Below are 19,196 nucleotides of genomic sequence, written 5' to 3' on the forward strand. Positions count from 1 at the left end.
CGTATAATGGTTTCTTGCTGACATATAACCAACAATTAGTAAGGAGAATGATATGACAAACGAACGCACAATTGCCCCTTCCCTCACCCTTTTAGCACTGGCCATTAGCGCCTTTGCGATTGGGTCAACCGAATTCATCAGCGTGGGTGTGATGCCAATGATCGTTGATGCCTTCCACATTAGTCTTGCCACCGCGGGGCTCACCGTTTCGGTGTACGCTGCTGGCGTGATGGTGGGTGCCCCGCTGCTGACGACGATTACGGGCCGGATTCCGCGCAAACGCCTGATTTTACTGATAATGACCGTCTTTATCGTGGGTAACTTGTTGACTGCAGCTGCCCCGAACTTCACTGTTTTGTTAATCGGACGCGTTGTTTCCGCCTTAGCTCACGGCATTTTCATGACCGTCGCAACGGTGATTGCGGCCAACGTTGTCCCCATGAATAAACGTGCATCCGCCATTGCTGCTATGTTCACCGGACTGACCGTGGCCACCGTCACCGGTGTACCGCTGGGAACCTTTATCGGCCAGCATGCGAGTTGGCACATGTCCTTTGTGACGATTGCGTTTGTCGGTCTAATTGGTCTAGTCGCCGACTTTATTCTTGTTCCCGCAGGCTTGCCAATGCCGGCGCAGGGCAAACGCGGCAGTTTGTTGCGAATCGCAAAACAACCAACGATCTTACTGTCGCTCATTTTAACCGCCATTGGGTATGGTGCGAGCTCTCCAGTCTACACATACCTGACCACGATTCTCACGAAACAGGGCTGGGCCGCCTCCGCCAGCGTCATTATTCTCATCATCTACGGCATCGCAGTCGCCGTTGGCAACACAGTGGGTGGTCGGTTGGCAAACGAAAACCCGCTCCGAGCACTCTTCATGATGTTCGCAGCGCTGGCCGTTGTCCTGATTGCGATGCTGTTTGGCTTATCCCTGCAAGTTATTGGTCTGGCCCTCATTTTGCTGTTAGGGCTCCTGGCCTTCATGAACGTCCCAGGCTTACAGTTATTTACCATGCAGGCAACGGAAAAATTCTTGCCGGCAGACGTTCAAATGGCATCCGCCCTAAACATTTCCGCGTTTAACGTCGGTGTCATGGCCGGTTCCTTTGCCGGCGGCCAACTGGTCGAACAGGTCGGCTTAATGAGTACGCCGATTGCGGGGATTGGTATGGCTGTGCTTGCGATGCTGATCATTGGTGCTTTAGCCCGCCGCGAGTACTAGTGAGATTGCCCCTAAGTAGTGAATTTTATGGCTATTTAAAGTAAAATAGACGTAGCCATTCTCACGAAAGGAGCAGTGCCATGCAACCTAAGATCACCATTACGAACATTATCTGGAGCTTTGACCACACGACCAAACACGTCAATCTCTTGCTGGTCAAACGGGCGGACGCCCCATTTAAAGACTACTGGGCGTTGCCTGAAACGGTCATGCGGCCGTCAGAGTCGGCTGACACCGCCGCGTTACGACTGGTTCGCGAAAAAATTGGTCTAGAATTAGCCAGCTTCCACACCGAACAGCTCGCCACCTTCACCCAGCCTAATCGGGTGCCGGGCGACCGCTCGCTCTCATTGGCCTACATGACGTTTTTACCTGAAATGCCGCCGCTAACAGCCGGTTACGGGGCTGCGGATGCCAGGTGGTTCACGTTTGACTACGAAGCGACCCAGTACCGCCTGCAAAACGACCAGCTTATTTTTCACACAACGGCAATCAAAGATCACGACACTTACTACAACCAGCTAACTGACCGTAGCGCCGACCCGAATACCACGCTGGGGTTTGATCACGACTGGATCTTAAAAGTCGCCTGCCAACGTATTTGTAACAAATTGGACTACCAGCCAAATATCTTACTGATTCTTGGCGACTACTTCACGTTAAAGCGCGCCCGCACCGTCTTCGCTGTTTTTCAGCAAGTGCCGCTCGAATCGATCGATAATTCCAATTTCAAAAAGAACCATAAGCACCTTTTCAAACCGGTTGGTACCAGCAGTGCTAAGCACCCCGGCCGACCGGCAAAGGAGTATCAGCTCAACTATTTTGACTTGACGAACGAGTAGAAATCAACTATCTTATCTAACAAGTAGGATTGAAGTGATTTCTACTTTTATTTTACACCTGTTTAGATATTATTTACTTTTATATTGTGCACTTGTCCTTTAACGGCTACCTGTCGATTAAACAACCCGTCGTCGATGTCCATCAATAAAAGTCGTTTCAACTTAAATTTCGAAAGGAGTTCTCAATTGACCACAAATGACCACATTCTTGGCACCCTGTACGGTCAGGCCATCGGTGACGCCATGGGTATGCCTGCCGAACTCTGGCCGGTCGGCAAAATTCAAAATCAGTTCGGCCGTATCACCACGTTCTTAGATGGCCCTGCCAATAACGATATTGCCCGCCACTTTACTAAAGGTCAGTATACGGACGATACCCACCAAGCGCTTGCCATTTTAGATGCCCTGATCGAAACCCACTGGATTCCAGATCAAACCGCCCTCGTCCATCATATTTTAACCTGGGCAGAGGCCGTCCATGCCTGGGAAAACAACGTCCTCGGTCCCAGCAGCAAGGCCGCGTTAACCGCCATCCGCAAGGGTGAAGACCCGACGCCGTTTACGACGACTGCGCTGACAAGCGGCGCCGGGATGCGCATTGCGCCCATCGGTGCTCTGTTTTCCCCGCACCAGTTGCCACAATTGGTCGACATGGTCGTCCAGATCACCCGGATCACCCACGCCACCGACGTTGCGTTGGCCGGTGCTGCAATGATTGCGGGTGCGACCTGCGCTGCCGTTGATGATCAGTCGTGGGATCAGATCATCCAAGTGGCATTAGCAGCCAACGACCTTGCCTTTCAGCAGGGCGCGCCGACCTGGGCAGCCCGAACCCATGACCGGTTGCGTCTAGCACTGCAATTGGCCGACCAATATCGCGATGATGAAGTCGGATTTGCGACTGCCATTTATACCCTGATTGGTACTGGCACCATGGTGTCCGAAAGCATCCCAGCAGCTGTAGCCATCGCCTATTTTACGCGCGATGTGAAACGGTGTGCCCTGCTCTGTGCCAACCTTGGTGGCGACACCGATACCATCGGCGCCATGGCCACTGCGATCTGCGGCGCCAAGAACGGGCTGCACACCATCTCGCCAGACTGGATCACGCTGATCGACACCGCTAACCCGGAGCACGATCTCACCACCTACGCCAACGAAATAGCGCAGTTTTCTGTCCGCTAATCACCCACAGGAGGGGTCAATATGAACGAACAACCTGTCAAGGTACCCGAACAAGAGAAAACATTAACGCCAAGCAAGCTCTTCTACAATTGGTTCGCCGCAAACATTGGCATCATGGGCTTCGTCTTTGGTGCAATGATCGTCAGCTACCACCTGTCTTTTCTGCAATCCCTGCTGGCCGCTCTGATTGGCGCGCTCTCCTTTCTGGTGCCTGGCTGGGTCGCCATGCTGGGCCAGCGTGAAGGCGTCACAACGTTTAAACTCAGTCGGGCAGCCTATGGCACCCACGGGAATAAGATTCCTAACGCCATCGCCTGGTTGAACATGGTGGGGTGGCTAGCCGTCAACGTCATCACTGGAACGCTGTTGCTAGTCTCCCTATTCGGCGTCATTCACGTCGTTAAAAATGACGTCACCCGTGGCATTGCCCTAGTGATATTTGGCGGTCTCGTGCTGTTATCGGGTCTTTTAAAGGAAGCCACACTAGCGAAAATTCAAACCTGGCTGTCGTATATTTTCGGAATTCTGACCATCGTGATTCTCGGTATCTTTCTGGTGAAAGCGCACTGGTCGGCAGCCCTCAAATTACCGGCTGGACACTGGATCACCGGCGTGTTACCCGCCATCAGCATCGTGGCCGCCGGATCAGGCATCTCCTGGTCCATGGCAGCTGCCGACTGGGGCGCCTATGCCAAGCCTGGTACTAAACCCGCTGCGACGTTTTGGTCAACGACCATGGGTGGTGCCGTGCCGCTCTTTGTCTTGATGGCCGGCGGGGTGCTGCTCAGCACCATCGAGCCGACCCTCGCGACGACTGGCGATCCGTTTGGCGTCATGTACGCCGCCCTGCCAAGTTGGTTGGGCGTGATCTACTTCCTAGTCGCGGCTGGTGGCCTCATTCCGCAATGCATCATCTCGTTACGGTCAGCGCGCATCAATTTGGCAACCATCGGCATTAACGTGTCACAGCGGACATCATTGCTGATTCACGGTGTGATCATCATCGCCATTCCGATTTACGTCCTCTTTATTTCGGGCAACTTTTTGAGTAATTTCGAGATTTTTCTGAACTTCTTGGGAATCTGCCTCGCCAGCTGGGTCGCAATTTTCCTAGGCGATAGCGTGATGTCGCGCAAAAATGGTTATGCGGTATCCCTTATGCAGCCGGACAGTCCCGTGCACTACAACTGGGGCGGCATCATTTCTTGGATCATCGCTACTGTTACTGGGTTTCTCTTCACCAACAATGCCGTTTGGAACGGCCCGTTTGCGCATGATATCTTCCGCGATAACAGCCTAGGTGTCTTCGTGTCCGCCATCGTGGCCATCGTTTGCATTATCGTTTCACACCTTATTTCTGGAACGACCAAGTCCAGTGAGGAGGTGGCGTAATGGCAAAGATTCTGGTGATTGGCGCGGCCTTCGTCGATGTTTTGGTACACGTGCCCAAACTACCGCAAACGGGCGAAGATATCACCGGCATCCTCCAGGGGTACCGGGTGGGCGGGTCCGCCTTCAACGTTTACGGCGCCATCCAGTACCTTAAGGCAAGCGCCGACCTCTTTGTGCCCGTTGGTCAGGGACAGTACGCTGACCAGATTCGACAGACGATGCGCCAATCCCGCATTCAACAGCTGCTTTCAGTCCCCGACGCCGATAACGGCTGGGATGTGGCGTACGTTGAGCCCAACGGTGAGCGAAGTTTTTTGACCATCAACGGCGTCGAACAGCTATGGCAGCCCGAGTGGTTTGACCGGCTGACCCTCAGCGACTACGACACCTTCTACGTCAGCGGCTATGAGTTGGAAAACGACACCACCGCGGCAGTTATTCTTGATGCCCTATCCCGTAAGCGGCCCGATGCCACCGTGTTAGTTGACGCCTCACCACGAGCGGCATTCTTGTCTGAAACGACCTGGCAACGATTGTGGGCACTAGGTGTGATGGTGCACTGCAACGAAACGGAGCTCAACACACTGGTGCCGGGTGCTGCGACCGTCGCCCAAAAAACAGCGCACTTGGTAGCCTTGACCCACCAGCCCGTTGTCGTGACCCTTGGCGCCGAGGGCTGTTATTTTACCGATGGGCAAACAACGGCGCTGGTGCCTGCTGACACCGTGACCGTTGTCAATACGATTGGTGCGGGCGATACCCACTGTGGCGGGTTATTGGTTGCGTTAAGTCAAGGCCAACCGTTGCTTGAGGCTGTGACCCAGGCGAATCGGTTAGCCGGTTATGTGGTCGGAATGGAAAGTGGCAGTTTATTGCGGTAGCGGCAATTTTATTTACCGAAATGTGAGTAACAACGGTTGATCCCATTTTCTATGAATTTTTTTAGTCTTCCTAATTTCTAATTCACGAAAAGAACCGTATAATGGAAACTGATGTTCTATTACGATCTCATAGCGTGACCAGGTGGTTGATATCATTTGCGTGCGATTGCTATGAGATCATCCTAAATTTCGTGAAGAAAGAAGCGCTTAATATGAACCATGAAACCATGACTGCTGCCGACTACTTGAACTCGCTGGCAACCGATATTCACGCCACCGTTGTCTCGACGGTCGACGCTGACAACAAACCCCAATCCCGGATTATCGATACCCTCTATGCCAAGGATGGGAAGCTCTACTTCACCACCGGCAAAACAAAGGATTTTTACGCCCAACTTCAGGACAATCCGAACCTGGCAATGACTGGTTTAAAAGGTGAAGAAACGCTGAAGTCATTTGCCATCACCGTTAATGGTGAAGTACGCGATGCAGGCACCGACCTCATGCCAGAAATTTTTGAAGCTTACCCCTACCTGAATACCATCTACCCGACCGACGAGAAGAAGGCCCAGCTTCGGGTTATGGAAGTTTATACGGGAACTGTTTCGATTTATGATCTGCGTGAGACACCGATCTATCAGAATACGTTGGCGTTTGGGGAAAGTGCGGGACAAAATAGTTAGCGCCGCACTATAAACAAACCATTCGAAACTTAAAAAACCCTCAGGAATAAATTCCTGAGGGTTTTTCGGTATCTCAACCGCTTAAATAACCAAAACTGCTACTCATTAAAGCGCTACTTCAAATACTTATAAACCTGTTGTCCAGCCTGTCGTCCAAAAATAACAGTCTCAGCAATCGAATTCCCGCCGATCCGGTTATTCCCGTGCAGACCGCCAACGATTTCGCCAGCCGCAAAGAGGCCAATGATCACGTTATCGTTTTCATCCAGCACCTGCGTATTGTGGTTGATGGCAATACCGCCCATCGTGTAGTGCACAGCTGGTGCGATATGAATGGCGAAGAATGGCGCGTGCGCAATGTCACGATCCATACCAGTCGTCCGGCCACATTCAGCATCGTTTTTATCCGCAACTGCCTTGTTCCACGTTGAAACAGCATTGCTTAGCGCAGACTTATCAAACCCAAGTTGGTCAGCTAACTCATCCGTCGTTTGACCAGTCGTTACTAACCCAATGTGGTCATAGAATTCAACGGCTTTGACCCGGTCACGAATGCCTTGGTCAAAGATAAGATAGGCACCACCCTCGTTTAAACCATCAATGGCAGCGGTAACGTTCTTACGGGTATCCAGCTCATTAGTGAACCGGTCGCCATGCTTGTTAACTAGGATAGCACCTTCACCACGAACGGCTTCACCAATGAGGTAAGCATGTGGGGTGTCCTGCTGAACCGTTGGATGAACTTGAACTTGATCCATATCCACTAGCTTAGCACCTAACGCGTGCGCCAAGTTGATGCCGTCACCGGTAGCGCCTGGTTGGTTGGTAGTCTTGTAACCTTTCAAACCAGGTCGGAATTTTGTCAGCAAGTCCTGGTTGGCACCAAAACCACCGGTAGCCAGAATGACCGCATCCGCCTTTAAATCACTCGTCTTACCGTCAATTTCTAGTTTAACAGCGTCAACCTTATCACCATCTTTAACGAGTTCGGTTACTTTAACGCCGGTAAATAATGGAATACCTGCCTTAGCAACCTGCTTCAATAATTCTGTCACTAAGAACCCACCAATTGGCGCCAGTGAACTTGGCCGGTGCGTCCGCATAACGCTCATCCCACCTGTAATCGTGATGTCATCCAAATGAATATCGTGATCTGCTAACCAATCAATGGCTAACGCACCGTGCTCAGCAAAGAACTTCAGTAGCTCCGTGTTATTTTTCTCGCCGCCACCCTTATACGTTTCAGCATAGAAGTCTTCGAAGCTATCAACAACGCCGTGTTTTAATTGGACAAGCGTTTCAGCAGCGTTCATCCCTGAGGAAGCTCGGGTCGTGTTGCCACCAATTTTGTCCATTTTTTCTAAGATAACTGGCTTCAAACCCAGTTCATGAGCTTGAATGGCAGCGGTTAAGCCAGCACCGCCTGAGCCGATAACGATGACGTCATAGTGGTCTTTTAACGCGCTGATGTCTGTTGGTGTGAATGTGAATTTTTCTGCCATTTGTTTACCTTCTTTTTTTGGTTGTCATTCTATTTTATATAGTCGAAACGTGTTCAAAAGGCTGAGGGCTCCTGCGTAAGCAACTTCCGGCACAAAATCCAAAACCGGGACTTTGTTTTTTATGTGCCCTGTTATAGCTTTCTTGGCGTCCACGCCGAAACGTGTTCCGCGAGGCAAGGGGCTCCTGCGTAAGGCACTCTGGCGATAAAATCCAAAACCGGGATTTTTTCGCCAGAGTGCCTTACGCAGGAGCCCCTTAACCGCCTCGCTCCACACTCTTTACTTATTAATATTAGTCATATCAATAGGAACAACCCACTGATCAAACTGTTCCTCAGTAACCAACCCAGACTTCAAGGCGGCTACCTTCAACGTAGTGCCCTCTTTTTCAGCAGTCTGTGCAATCGTCGCACTTTCATGGTAGCCAATGTGTGGTGATAATGCAGTCACTGTCATGAGTGAATTATCCACCAATTCTTCCATCCGCTCTGCATTGACCGTCAACCCAGCAATCATCTTGTCCGCAAAGCCGCGCATGGTGCCTTCAAGCAGTTCTGCTGATTCCAAGAAGGCATCGATCAAAACTGGCTTATAGACGTTCATTTCAAAGTTCCCCTGACTAGAAGCCACGTTAACCACAACATCGTTTCCCATAACTCGGACAGCAGCCATCGTAATGGCTTCAGCTTGAGTTGAGTTAACCTTCCCAGGCATGATCGATGAACCAGGTTCGTTCGCTGGAATGTTCAATTCATTGTAGCCGGCACGTGGACCGCTAGCTAGGAACCGGACGTCGTTGGCGATCTTCATCAGATCACTGGCCAACGTCTTGATGGCCCCGTGTACCACATTTAATCCTGAATGGTGAGCCAAGCCGTAGAATTTGTTGCTGTCGGCGGTAAACTTCAGATTGTAGAGGTCACTCATCTTTTCAGCAATGATATCGGCAAAGTGAGGCGCAGCGTTCAACCCTGTTCCAACGGCAGTTCCACCCATAGCGATTTCGCTTAAGGTCTGGCCTAAGGTCTTCAAATAGTCTAAATCATGTTCCAAAGCACTGACCCAACCGCTAACTTCTTGACCAAACGTTAATGGCGTTGCGTCCTGCAAATGAGTTCGGCCGATTTTAACGGTGGTCCAGTATTTTTCTTGCTTCTGCTTTAATTCATCAATTAAGTGTTGTAATGAGGCTTCTAAGCGGTTCACAGCCGCTGCCGCAGTCAAATTCATGGCTGTTGGGAAGATATCGTTTGAACTTTGACCATGGTTAACGTCATCGTTTGGTAAGATTTCAATGTCTGCGTTAATCTTTGCGGCCTGATGAGCGACGACTTCGTTCACGTTCATGTTCGTTTGGGTGCCTGAACCGGTTTGGTAGACAACTAGTGGGAAGTCCTTGCGCAGGTCTTCGTCGCTGAGTGCTAATAACGTGTCAATGGCTTCAACGATTAAGTCAGCCTTCTTGCCATCAATCGCTTCAACTTCCTTGTTCGCAATGGCAGCGGCCTTTTTGATTTGGAGTAAGGCCTTAATGATTTCAAGTGGCATCTTTGCGCCAGTCGGGAAATTGTTACGACTCCGTTCCGTTTGAGCGCCCCAAAGTGCGTTCACTGGTATCTTAACTTCGCCGATAGTGTCTGATTCGATTCGGTAATCTTCTGTCATGAGATGTTGCCTCCATAAAATTAAAATTAAATGAGAATAACGCTTATGTACAATTATTAACAACCATACTAATAGTACCACGTCATTATAGTCAACCTTTCATTAAATTATAATCATTCCTTATATTGCGCCTATTATTCCGATTGCCATTAAAAAAAAGCCCCAAAATGCGTAGTGTCACGTTTTAACACTTATCAAAATAACCCCCAGTTATCGCAACTATTAAACAGCGGTCTTGCAAATTCATAAAACGCTTCAATTTTTTAATCAGAACAGGTATCATCTAACTAAGATCAACACGCTTCTCATTTAGGATGTTAGGAGGTGCCTTCACTTATGAAAGACATTAAACAACAAGAACAAATTGCCAACATTGCCAGAGATTACTACCTTTCCAAGCTCACAATTTCTCAAACATCCAAAAAATACCAGCTCAGTCGTTATTTGATCTCAAAATACTTGGATGACAGCGTGAGTACCGGTTTAGTTAAAATTACGATCAACGCCCCAATCGATCGTAACCTGGAGATGGAAGCTCAGTTCAAAAAAATGTTTACTATTCAAAATGCCTTTATCTTGAAGGATGCGGACACCACCAACGATGATTACGAAAACATCGTTTCATTTGCGGCTGAAGAAATTCAAACAATGATTCATCAAAGCACCATTGTTGGCGTGGCTTGGGGCGGCACAGTGGCAACCGTCATTAACCATTTCCAGCCTGAAGTCAACGATGATGTGACCTTCACCCAATTTGCCGGTGATAATCTCAAATATAATTCGGCGTTCGGCTCAACACCACTCGTCCAAAAGGCGGCTGCCAAGTTCGACGCCCGCTACCTCACCCTGCCGGGACCGCTTTACATCCTCAATGATGACATTCGCACGACCTTTCAACAGGAACCCGCAATGATTCCGACCTTCTCGGCAATGTCACGGATGGATATGCTGTTTTCGGGGCTTGGCACCATGGCGTCAGTCGACTCAATTCCCCAGTGGCGTAATCACCGTGACGAAATCTTGGGTAACGCTGATGACAGTGACGTCGTGGGCTTCCTGTATGGTCGACCCTACGATATCAATGGTCTGATTTTAAACGCGCAACGTGACAAGTTTTTCGGTGCTTCTCTCGATAGCATCATGGCCGTCACTCACAGAGTCGGTATTGTAAAAAGTAAGTTTAAGGGCCGCACACTGCTGGGAGCGTTACGCGGTGGGCTCCTAACTGATATCGTCACAAACGAATCGGTCGCAAACCGGGTCCTACTTGAGGATCATCACAACTAAAACAGATGGGGCATCACTCAGGAATGACATCGTGAACACTGTCATTCCTTTTTGAACAACATCTTCTTATATAATTGTAGGATTAATAACACAATTGAGGAATACTGAACATAATTCTTTATTTATTTAAAATCCCCCCTAATGTGTAAAATATTTTTGGCCATCCTACAAAATGCATAGTCGTAACCAGCGTCACAGCAAAGAAAACGCATTCATAGTAGTTGCTTTCAGACCGAAATTGCATTACAATTTATTCGTATATTATATGACTAGGAATATATTAAGTTAATTTGAGGTGAGACTTGTGAAAATAACAGCAATTGTTGGTTCTAACTCGAAACACTCTGCCAACCGCAAACTGCTCCAGTTTATGAGTCGCCATTTTGATGACCAAGACATTACGGTAGCTGACATTGACAAAGTACCAATGTTTAACGAAAACTACCCTGGGGGCGACCCCCAATCGGTCACCGACCTGGCGCAACAGATCGAACAGTCAGACGCCGTCATTATCAGTTGTGCCGAGCACGCCCACACAGTTTCCTCTTCATTGAAGAGTGTGATTGAATGGCTGTCATACAACGTGCACCCCTTTGCAAACAAGCCCGTCATGATCGTCAGCGTGTCTTCCCTACCACAGGGAGGATCACGGGCACAAATGGCCCTGCGTCAGATTCTAAATTCTCCCGGCGTCAACGCTGAAGCTTGGCAGGGGGATGAATTTCTCTTAGGAAATGGCGACACTGCGTTCGACGAAAACGGGGATGTTAAGGATGAAGGCACCGTTAAATTCTTAGATAAATGTTTTGCCGAATTCTTGACGTTTGCTGAACGTCAAAATGCGAAGTAAGGAGGTCCGATAAATGAAATTTGCTGCAATTGTCGGCACAAACGCTGACTTTTCATACAACCGTCTGTTACTTCAATATATGAAGAAACACTTCAAGCAATTAGCTGATATCGACGTATTAGAAATCAACCAACTGCCAGAATTCGACCAGGATCTGCCCTATGAGGAACAGTCCATGGCCGTTTGGAAATTCAAGCAGGCTGTAAAAAATGCGGATGGCGTCATTTTCTCTTGTCCAGAGTATGACCACGCTATCCCAGCAGCACTCATTAGCGCCATTGAGTGGCTATTCTACAATCCCAAGAATATTTTGGAACGCAAACCAACCATGGTTGTCGGCGTTTCATACGGGACTCAGGCAACGTCACGGGCACAAGAACAAGTGCGCCAAATCTTGGCTTCACCAGACTGTAACGCTGCCGTTCAAGCTGGTCATGAAGTCCTTGTCGGTAGAGCTGCCCAGAGTTTCAGCAAAGACGGTAATATCACCGATCAAGACGCTGTGGCTAACCTGGAAGAAAGCTTTACCAGCTTCGTGCAAATGACCGACGCTTTAAGTAAACAAACTGAGGAGGATGACCTTATGACTTTGAAACAACCATTTGTGAACGATGCCTACATCAACTTCCCTACTGGACGGTTAACGTTCAAGGAAGCCCAACAAATTTTCAGCACCATTCCGTTTGAAATCGACCTGATCGACCGCACCGACCACTTTGCCTGGTATTCCGATAAACCAAACCGGGAACATGTCCGTCACGTTAACGAAATCGGTGAAACTGTGAAAGAATGTCACCCACCGAAGGCCTTGCCAGCCGTTAAAGCCATTATCAACAGCTTCAAAGACGGCTCACGTGACATGGTGGAACGCCCATTGATCATGCACGGTCACCGGACTTTGATCCAGTACTATGCCCTGCGTGACGTTGACGGCTCATACCTTGGAACGATTGAATTCACTGGGAGTGTTGAACACATTATCGGCTTGTTCGAAAAAGGTGCCTTTACCGATGTCATGAGCGGTGCTTCAAAACACGGTGATGACGCTGCTAAACCAGCCAGCGCCGATGCAACCACTGGTGCTTCTGAAGACACCGGTGCACCGGTCGACGACGCCGCTGATGGTGCTGACCAAGCACAGGCGGATACTGATGCCACTACTAGTGCTTCTAAAGAAGATTAATCTACAATTAAAACCCCAGCCAAGACAATTCTGCGTTGTCTTGGCTGGGGTTTTTGTTTTTGCAGTTTTAATGTCATTCCGAGCGCCCTTCACTTGAAAGGCTAATACTTGGTGATAGTTCGTTGCATTCCGCAATTTGGCACTCCGCGTAGTGGCTCGCGACTCCGCGCCAAATTGGTCCATTCCACTGACGTTGAACTTACTCGTTATCACTGGTTAAGTATCACAATGGGCGTTAAAACTAGTTTGCGAAGAATCCGCCCTCGACTGCCAGTAAGCCTATTGACAGCAATGCTTGTCACGATTTGCAAGTCTCACCAGTAATGATTAGAAGATAGGCTTCATGACCGCACTTATGAGAAACCACCATCCAGGATGACTATTACCAGTATTGCAGCGAAGCGACATTAAAATGCTACTTTAAATTACTCAACAATAGAAAGCCCATATAACAATAAAAAGCAGCTATTCGCGTTAACCATTCGTTAACCCAGATAGCTGTTTTAAATTTAAAGCGTCTCACTAAACGCCAACAAATCCCGCCGTTTCTGCACCGTATAGTGGGCTTCCGGCATCTTAACCGGATGGCCCCAAACATTATATAAAATACCAGTCTGCGTATAGCGCGGATCCAGGGCTAGTTTTGCGACCAGTTTAGATTCAGATTTAGCCGGCACATTGTACAAGCCGCGCAACGTTTTCGCCATGGCGGATGCATCCGCGCCCATACCCGTTCGGATCAGACCTGGGTTAAAACAGTTAATTGTGATGCCGTCGCGTTTATATCGCCCAGCAAGCGCCTGCGTGAATAACATTTTGTTTGAAAACGCCGCGTCGATCACCTGCGACCCGTTCAAGCCGGCACAGCTTGGGTCATCAGGGATCAACACGGGCTGGTTCTTCGCCACCAATGCCAAGCCGAGCACGTTGAGCACCCGCGCGCCCTTCCGCAACCGGTCGTGAAGTTCCGTCGTCAACCAGTATGTGGCGGCATAGTTTAAAGCATAACTCGTGTTCACACCCTCCGCCGTTGGCGTTTGTGGCAGCGTGACCCCGCCCGCCGCATTGATCAGGGCGTCCAACCGAATATTTTGGTCGATCAGCCGCTCGTGCAACGCCTTAATATCGCTATGCAGCGTGAGATCACACAACTCGGCCCAGATCAGCGGGTTGTTGGACCGCCGCTGAATCTCTGCCACCGCCGCATCCGCTCGTGATTGACGATGTCCCAAAATAATGACTTCTGCACCGGCCTTCGCCAATGAGATTGCGGCCGCTTTGCCGACACCTGACGTTCCGCCTGAGATCAACACAATTTTGTTTTCCACCTTGGGTTGCTTCACCGTAATTCACTCCCTGTTTCAGTTTCATTACGATAATGTTACACGATTATTTCCGGTTTTGCACGGGCTTTGGCGCATCTTGTTTAATCTTATTAGAAAGTAAAACAGTTGGTAACAAAATGACCAGTGCGGCAATTGAAATGATCAGGAACCCATATTGAAATGCGTCGAGTCGAATGGTCACTAAATGCTGATGGACAAACGATTGCAGCATATTATCGGCCACTGTATAACGGCCGGCTTTCAGATGAGTTTCGAACGTTTTCACGTGCGCCGTTGAGAAGGCCGTCACCACCGTGGTGATCAGCGCTGACCCAAACGCACTACCGATATTTTGCACGATCCGCGATCCGATCGTCGCTGCCGGCACATCGCTGCCCGCCATGCCGCTATATGAATCGGCCATTAACGGTGTCAAGATGCCACCAGCACCAATGCCGCGGACCAGCAGAACGGCTGCGATAACCCAGTAAGAAGTGTGTTGATCGATCCAGAAAAACGGAATTGTCCCAACGAATGTGATGAGACAGCTGACCAATACAACGTATTTGGCGCCAATACTGTCCGTGAGTCGGCCTGTCATCGGCCGTGAGATCAGCATCCCGACTCCTTGCGGCACCAGCGCTAAGGCGGCCATGATGACACTCATGCCGCGCACGTTTTGAAAGTACAGCGGCAGCAGTAACATAGCGCCGTTGAGCACCGTACCAGCAATAAAGAGCCCAATAACGGAGCCGTCAAACGACTGGAACTTAAATAGTTTCAAGGGTAAGACTGCCCGGTCGCCCCGGATGGCTGCCCAGAGCACGTACAGCACCAGCGCAACTGCCCCAGCAATTAAGAATGTTACCGTGGTGTGGTTGCTGAAACTAGCCGTGTGGGCGGCTTTCACAACCCCGTAGATCATACTGCTAGTGGCTGCAATCAGCAGCAACGTCCCAATGAGGTCTAGTTTTGCCTGTTTATTTTGTGCTGGGTAGTTTGGCATCTTCCAGGCAATCAGCACCAGCGCAATGAGCGTAACCGGCACGTTGATCCAGAAGATCCAGTGCCACGACAGAAACTTGATGATGATGCCGCCGATTACTGGACCAACTAACGGACCAAGGATCATCGGTAACCCCACCGTTGCCATCATTTGCCCCATGACTTCGGCACCGGCTGTCTGGACCAGCAAAGTGGTCAGCAGCGGCATGATCAGGCCACCGGCGAACCCCTGGACGAGGCGCGCAGCAATCAAAAACTGAATGTTTGGTGAAATGGCAGACAGCACTGACCCGATCCCAAATAACAGCTCCCCCGTCATGAAGACGTATTTGCCATCAAAATGGTTGATCAGCCAACTGGAAAACGGCACAGCCACCCCAGTTGCCAGCATGTAGCAGGTAATCGTCCACTGCACGGTCGTGACCGAACTGTGAAAACTTGAAACGAGATTGTTGATTGCGATGTTCATCATGGTGGAGTCCAGTAATGGTGCCATGGCCCGAACACCACCACCCAGGCAACGGTCATGGTTGCCTTTGAAATTTGTGGTTTAGTTTGCATGTTATCCTCCTGAATAAGAAACTTTAAGTATCTTAAAAGTACAAATGCTATAATACTCGTTAGAAACTAAAAGTCAATAAGAAACTTTAAGTATCTTATTTAGAAAGAAGGGGTCGTATGACGCAAACTCGTCGGCGGGGCGCCGCATTAGAGGCTGCAATTTACCAGGCTACTCGCGAAATTTTAGAGGAAGATGGCCTAACCGGACTGACGTTTCCTAAAGTTGCGGAACGTGCAAACACCAGTAAACCCGTCATTTACCGCCGTTGGGACTCACCGTTTGCCCTGGCAATCGCTGCCCTGCAAGACAAGATCAAGCGTGAAAACCATGGTCGAACAGACGAGATCACCCTCACCGGCCACAGTCTAGCGGACGACCTCACACAGGTGCTGAGACGATTCACCATCAGTATGAAAACCTTTGATGAATCCTATCTGGGAACGCTAATGGACGGCTTAAGCACCGAGCAAAGTGCCACGATCCAGCGGATGATCACCGAGGGGAATGCCATCGACATCAAGGCTGTTGACCGGGTCGTGAAACGGGCACAGGACCGCGGCGAACTTGGAACTGGGACGTTACCCGCTGCGGTGAAACTGTTGCCGTTTGACCTGCTGCGGTACCATCTGTTCGTGAACCAGGAATTTTCGGATGAACAGCTCAGCACCATTATCAATGACGTTTTGATTCCGGCTTATGAACATGCATTAAATCAATAGGACCTTTCCAGCGCTTAAATGTCGCTTTGTTCCGCCGTTCGGCCCTGCAGACTGAGGCCAGAGTGTGGAGCAGGCCGGGTAACTCCCGGAGTGTAAGGCAACTTTGTCGGAAATTCCGGTCTTGAATTTCTGGCAAAGTTGCCTTACACAGTAGGGAGTTGGCCTGCGGAACACGTTTCCGCAATATAAACTAGAAATTCAAGGATCTTCAACGTCTCCCGTGATAGTAAATGACCAAAGTACGGTCATCAACTATCACCGACACCACAGCCTGCAATGCCGAACGGCGCCACTACGCTACGATACTGGTAATCGTCTGCATAGATGGTCAGGTTTCATAAGTGGTGTCATGAAACTTGTTAATAAGTCGTTACTAGTGTCCAATACCTTGTGAGAAGCATTGCTTTCACTGGACTTACTGGCAGTCGAGAGCGGATTTCTCCGCATACTCGGTTTAACGCCATTGTGATGCTTAACCGGTGTTAAAAAGGGTGCTCAACGTCAGTGGAATGGAGCAATTTGGCACGGAGCTGTGGTGTCGACATCAGTTAGCGACCGTCCTGTGGTCGGTCACTGATGTGCGAGACGATGGAGATCCATTCGAGAGCTGCGCAGCAGAAATCGAATTAGCTTCATCGCGAGCCACTACAGCTCCGTGCCAAATTGCGGAATGCAACGGACTTACCACCCAATCCCTTTTTAATACGTTAAAGTGCACCCAGCCAGTCTCAGTAATAAATGCAGCCTGCGAAGAAGGCACTTCATCAAATCAAATGAAAGGTCGGTGACCATGAAGATACGCGATTCTTTACATTGGCTTCTTGCCATCATTATAGCTGGCATCGTGATTCTAGCTATCGTCGCGCCAGTCACATTTCCGACGATTACGATCGGCCAACGCATTGCCTTAGCACTCAGTGGGCTGGGCATCGCTGGTCTCTTCATTGAATCAGCCCACTGGCTCACACGCCAAACAGCCCGGACTCAGCAGTGGCTGCTCATTGGTATCGTCATCGCGATTGGCCTGCTGCAGCTTGCTGTTGCCATCTGTTTCGTGGATGCCGGTGAAGCTGACTCATTTATCGTCAAAAATCAGGCAGTGGCGCTGACGAGTCACCTGACGACCCACTGGAACTCCTATTTTCAAGTCTATAGCAATAACAATAACCTCGTATTACTGCAAACGGCATTGCTGAAAATCGGCAACTTTTTTGGCCTAAAGACGCCGTGGGTCCTGCTCAATCTGTTGCGCTTTATGTGGCTCGACACCGCACTTTGGGCCGGCTTGTCCATTTTAAAAACTTGGCATCGCAACGCATTACGGCCGCTATTTGCTGGTATGTGGCTGCTGACGATTCCGCTTTACTGTTTCGGGCTATTTCTGTACTCAGATTCGCTGGTCATTCCGATTCCGATTGTCACCTTAGCCCTGTGGCAACTCAGCCGGCAGCACACTGGTTGGAAACGCTATAGTCTAGCCGGTCTTTTGATTGTTGAACTCGTTTTTGGCGTTCTGATCAAACCCAATATGATCGTGATGGTCATTGCCTTTATTGGTCTGATGGGCATCGGCTGGTTGCATCGAAAGATTTCGTTCAAAACAGCGGTAACGTTAAGTCTGACCTGTCTCCTAGCGCTCGGCGGCGGCCTGTATGGCAGTAAGATCATGGCAAAACAGGCCGGGTATCAGCCTAACGCTAACCTTGCACTTCCGGCGACCAGCTGGATCGCCATGAGCTGGAATCCAGCAACTAACGGCGAGTATACCTTTCAAAATGCCTACCAGGAGCGGTTATTGCCCACCAAACAGGCAAAGGACGTTCATGCGAAAACACTGCTTGAGCATCGCCTCACTAAATTGGGACCCACTGGGACCGTGACACACCTCGTCAAAAAAAGTGACGCCTTTCTGTCATCGGGGACGTTTGGCGGTTTCAATCTCACCAATCAGTGGCAGAGGGCACCGCACTGGTACCTCGCAAATCAAGACGCGATCGGGTATCACTTAACCGTCCTATCGCAGGTCATGTACGTCGGTCTGTTACTACTCGTACTGTTGTTTTTCACGGCGTTGCCAGTGAATTGGGAAAACGGCTTTCTCTCGCTCAGTCTCCTTGGGCTCATGAGCTTTCACATCATTTTCTGGGAGGTCGAGCCGCGGTATGCCTTACCACTGCTGCCGATACTGTTACTCTGGGGCGTCCTTGGGACACAACGGCTACCAGTCCCTGCAACCCTACAGAACAGAAAACTGGGCCGGTATGCCGTCCCGTTTATCACTGGTATCAGCCTCATTTTAGGCGGTATCGGTTTAACGCGGTTTCAAACTACGACCCACACGCGCATCGTGGCCGAACAAGCTGATGGCAAGTACTACAATAATGACCGCTATCGGCTCAAGCCTGGTGCTTCGGTCACGTCCCGAATCCGAGTCACGGTACCAAGCTCGGCAATCGTGCTGCAGTTCAACCGCCATTCGCAGACGACCGTTGCTGTCACTCTGTATCGTAACGGTCACCGTGTCGCACACATCACCGGGCCAGCGAACCTAAGTGATTATCTGCGATATAAACGTGTCGCTAATGGTCGTTTTACTGTTAAGATCACCAACGTCGGTCACCAAAACACCTCGCTTGGCGTGGCTAGAAGTGCCTTTCCAGTCAATCAGAACCCGTTAGTGGGCCACCAGAATCTCTATTTACGGTATCATGTTTTGTTGCGACACACTGAACAGGACTAAAAAATTTGGTTCACTAAAAACACCCTGACGCTGACTTTCGTAGTTAGACACATCAGGGTGTTTTTTTGACAGTCCTCGCCGATAAAAAATTAAACCAATATGGCGGTCAAGACCCGCGAACTCTGAGAATTTCTAATTATTTAACCCCCA

General features: G+C 49.7%; 14 protein-coding genes and 1 pseudogene. 11 read left to right on the forward strand and 4 right to left on the reverse strand.

Annotation, left to right across the window (positions count from 1 at the left end):
* Positions 1-52: 52 nt before the first annotated feature.
* The 6 genes from AYR61_RS02730 (at position 53) to AYR61_RS02755 (ending at position 6,208) form a co-directional block, all read left to right on the forward strand.
* Positions 53-1,225: an MFS transporter gene (locus tag AYR61_RS02730; RefSeq protein WP_065901572.1), complete on the forward strand. Its 1,173-nt coding sequence runs from the start codon at positions 53-55 to the stop codon at positions 1,223-1,225.
* Between the two features lie 80 nt (positions 1,226-1,305).
* Positions 1,306-2,067 carry an NUDIX domain-containing protein gene (locus tag AYR61_RS02735; RefSeq protein ID WP_054708437.1) on the forward strand — a complete coding sequence of 254 codons (762 nt, stop codon included), beginning with the start codon at positions 1,306-1,308 and terminating at the stop codon, positions 2,065-2,067.
* 186 nt (positions 2,068-2,253) lie between these two features.
* The gene (locus tag AYR61_RS02740) at positions 2,254-3,252 is read left to right on the forward strand and encodes an ADP-ribosylglycohydrolase family protein (protein WP_156770450.1); all 999 of its coding nucleotides are present in this window, start codon (positions 2,254-2,256) and stop codon (positions 3,250-3,252) included.
* A 21-nt stretch (positions 3,253-3,273) separates the two neighbouring features.
* Positions 3,274-4,644 (forward strand): purine-cytosine permease family protein, encoded by a 1,371-nt coding sequence (locus tag AYR61_RS02745; RefSeq protein WP_056987985.1) that lies wholly within the window; start codon positions 3,274-3,276, stop codon positions 4,642-4,644.
* On the forward strand, positions 4,644-5,525 hold the full coding sequence (locus AYR61_RS02750; RefSeq protein ID WP_056987984.1) for a PfkB family carbohydrate kinase: 882 nt from the start codon (positions 4,644-4,646) through the stop codon (positions 5,523-5,525). The genes AYR61_RS02745 and AYR61_RS02750 overlap by 1 nt, the downstream gene beginning before the upstream one ends.
* Positions 5,526-5,737: 212 nt before the next feature.
* A complete protein-coding gene (locus AYR61_RS02755; RefSeq protein ID WP_054708435.1) occupies positions 5,738-6,208 on the forward strand; it encodes a pyridoxamine 5'-phosphate oxidase family protein in 471 nt (156 codons plus the stop codon).
* 113 nt (positions 6,209-6,321) lie between these two features.
* Here the strand turns inward: AYR61_RS02755 and AYR61_RS02760 are convergent, their stop codons facing one another.
* Together AYR61_RS02760 and AYR61_RS02765 are read right to left on the reverse strand one after the other, a co-directional pair.
* Complete coding sequence (locus AYR61_RS02760) at positions 6,322-7,710, reverse strand: flavocytochrome c (protein WP_054708432.1); 1,389 nt, start codon at positions 7,708-7,710, stop codon at positions 6,322-6,324.
* A 279-nt stretch (positions 7,711-7,989) separates the two neighbouring features.
* On the reverse strand, positions 7,990-9,375 hold the full coding sequence (locus tag AYR61_RS02765; protein ID WP_065901574.1) for a class II fumarate hydratase: 1,386 nt from the start codon (positions 9,373-9,375) through the stop codon (positions 7,990-7,992).
* 336 nt (positions 9,376-9,711) lie between these two features.
* On the opposite strand from AYR61_RS02765, the gene AYR61_RS02770 reads away from it, so the two are divergent.
* From AYR61_RS02770 to AYR61_RS02780, 3 genes are all read left to right on the forward strand, one after another.
* Positions 9,712-10,662 carry a sugar-binding transcriptional regulator gene (locus AYR61_RS02770; protein WP_065901576.1) on the forward strand — a complete coding sequence of 317 codons (951 nt, stop codon included), beginning with the start codon at positions 9,712-9,714 and terminating at the stop codon, positions 10,660-10,662.
* A gap of 304 nt (positions 10,663-10,966) precedes the next feature.
* Complete coding sequence (locus tag AYR61_RS02775) at positions 10,967-11,512, forward strand: NADPH-dependent FMN reductase (RefSeq protein WP_054711619.1); 546 nt, start codon at positions 10,967-10,969, stop codon at positions 11,510-11,512.
* Between the two features lie 13 nt (positions 11,513-11,525).
* On the forward strand, positions 11,526-12,695 hold the full coding sequence (locus tag AYR61_RS02780; RefSeq protein ID WP_065901578.1) for an NAD(P)H-dependent oxidoreductase: 1,170 nt from the start codon (positions 11,526-11,528) through the stop codon (positions 12,693-12,695).
* Positions 12,696-13,204: 509 nt separating this feature from the next.
* On the opposite strand, the gene AYR61_RS02785 is transcribed toward AYR61_RS02780, so the two are convergent.
* Positions 13,205-14,038 carry an SDR family NAD(P)-dependent oxidoreductase gene (locus AYR61_RS02785; protein WP_065901581.1) on the reverse strand — a complete coding sequence of 278 codons (834 nt, stop codon included), beginning with the start codon at positions 14,036-14,038 and terminating at the stop codon, positions 13,205-13,207.
* 46 nt (positions 14,039-14,084) lie between these two features.
* A pseudogene (locus AYR61_RS02790) lies at positions 14,085-15,586 on the reverse strand (MDR family MFS transporter).
* 117 nt (positions 15,587-15,703) lie between these two features.
* On the opposite strand from AYR61_RS02790, the gene AYR61_RS02795 reads away from it, so the two are divergent.
* Together AYR61_RS02795 and AYR61_RS02800 are read left to right on the forward strand one after the other, a co-directional pair.
* Positions 15,704-16,306, forward strand: a complete 603-nt coding sequence (locus tag AYR61_RS02795; RefSeq protein ID WP_054711609.1) for a TetR/AcrR family transcriptional regulator — start codon at positions 15,704-15,706, stop codon at positions 16,304-16,306.
* A gap of 790 nt (positions 16,307-17,096) precedes the next feature.
* Complete coding sequence (locus AYR61_RS02800; protein WP_065901583.1) at positions 17,097-19,046, forward strand: hypothetical protein; 1,950 nt, start codon at positions 17,097-17,099, stop codon at positions 19,044-19,046.
* Positions 19,047-19,196: the final 150 nt, after the last annotated feature.

Origin of the sequence: Secundilactobacillus paracollinoides, assembly GCF_001702155.1 — a bacterium.
Lineage (GTDB): Bacteria > Bacillota > Bacilli > Lactobacillales > Lactobacillaceae > Secundilactobacillus > Secundilactobacillus paracollinoides.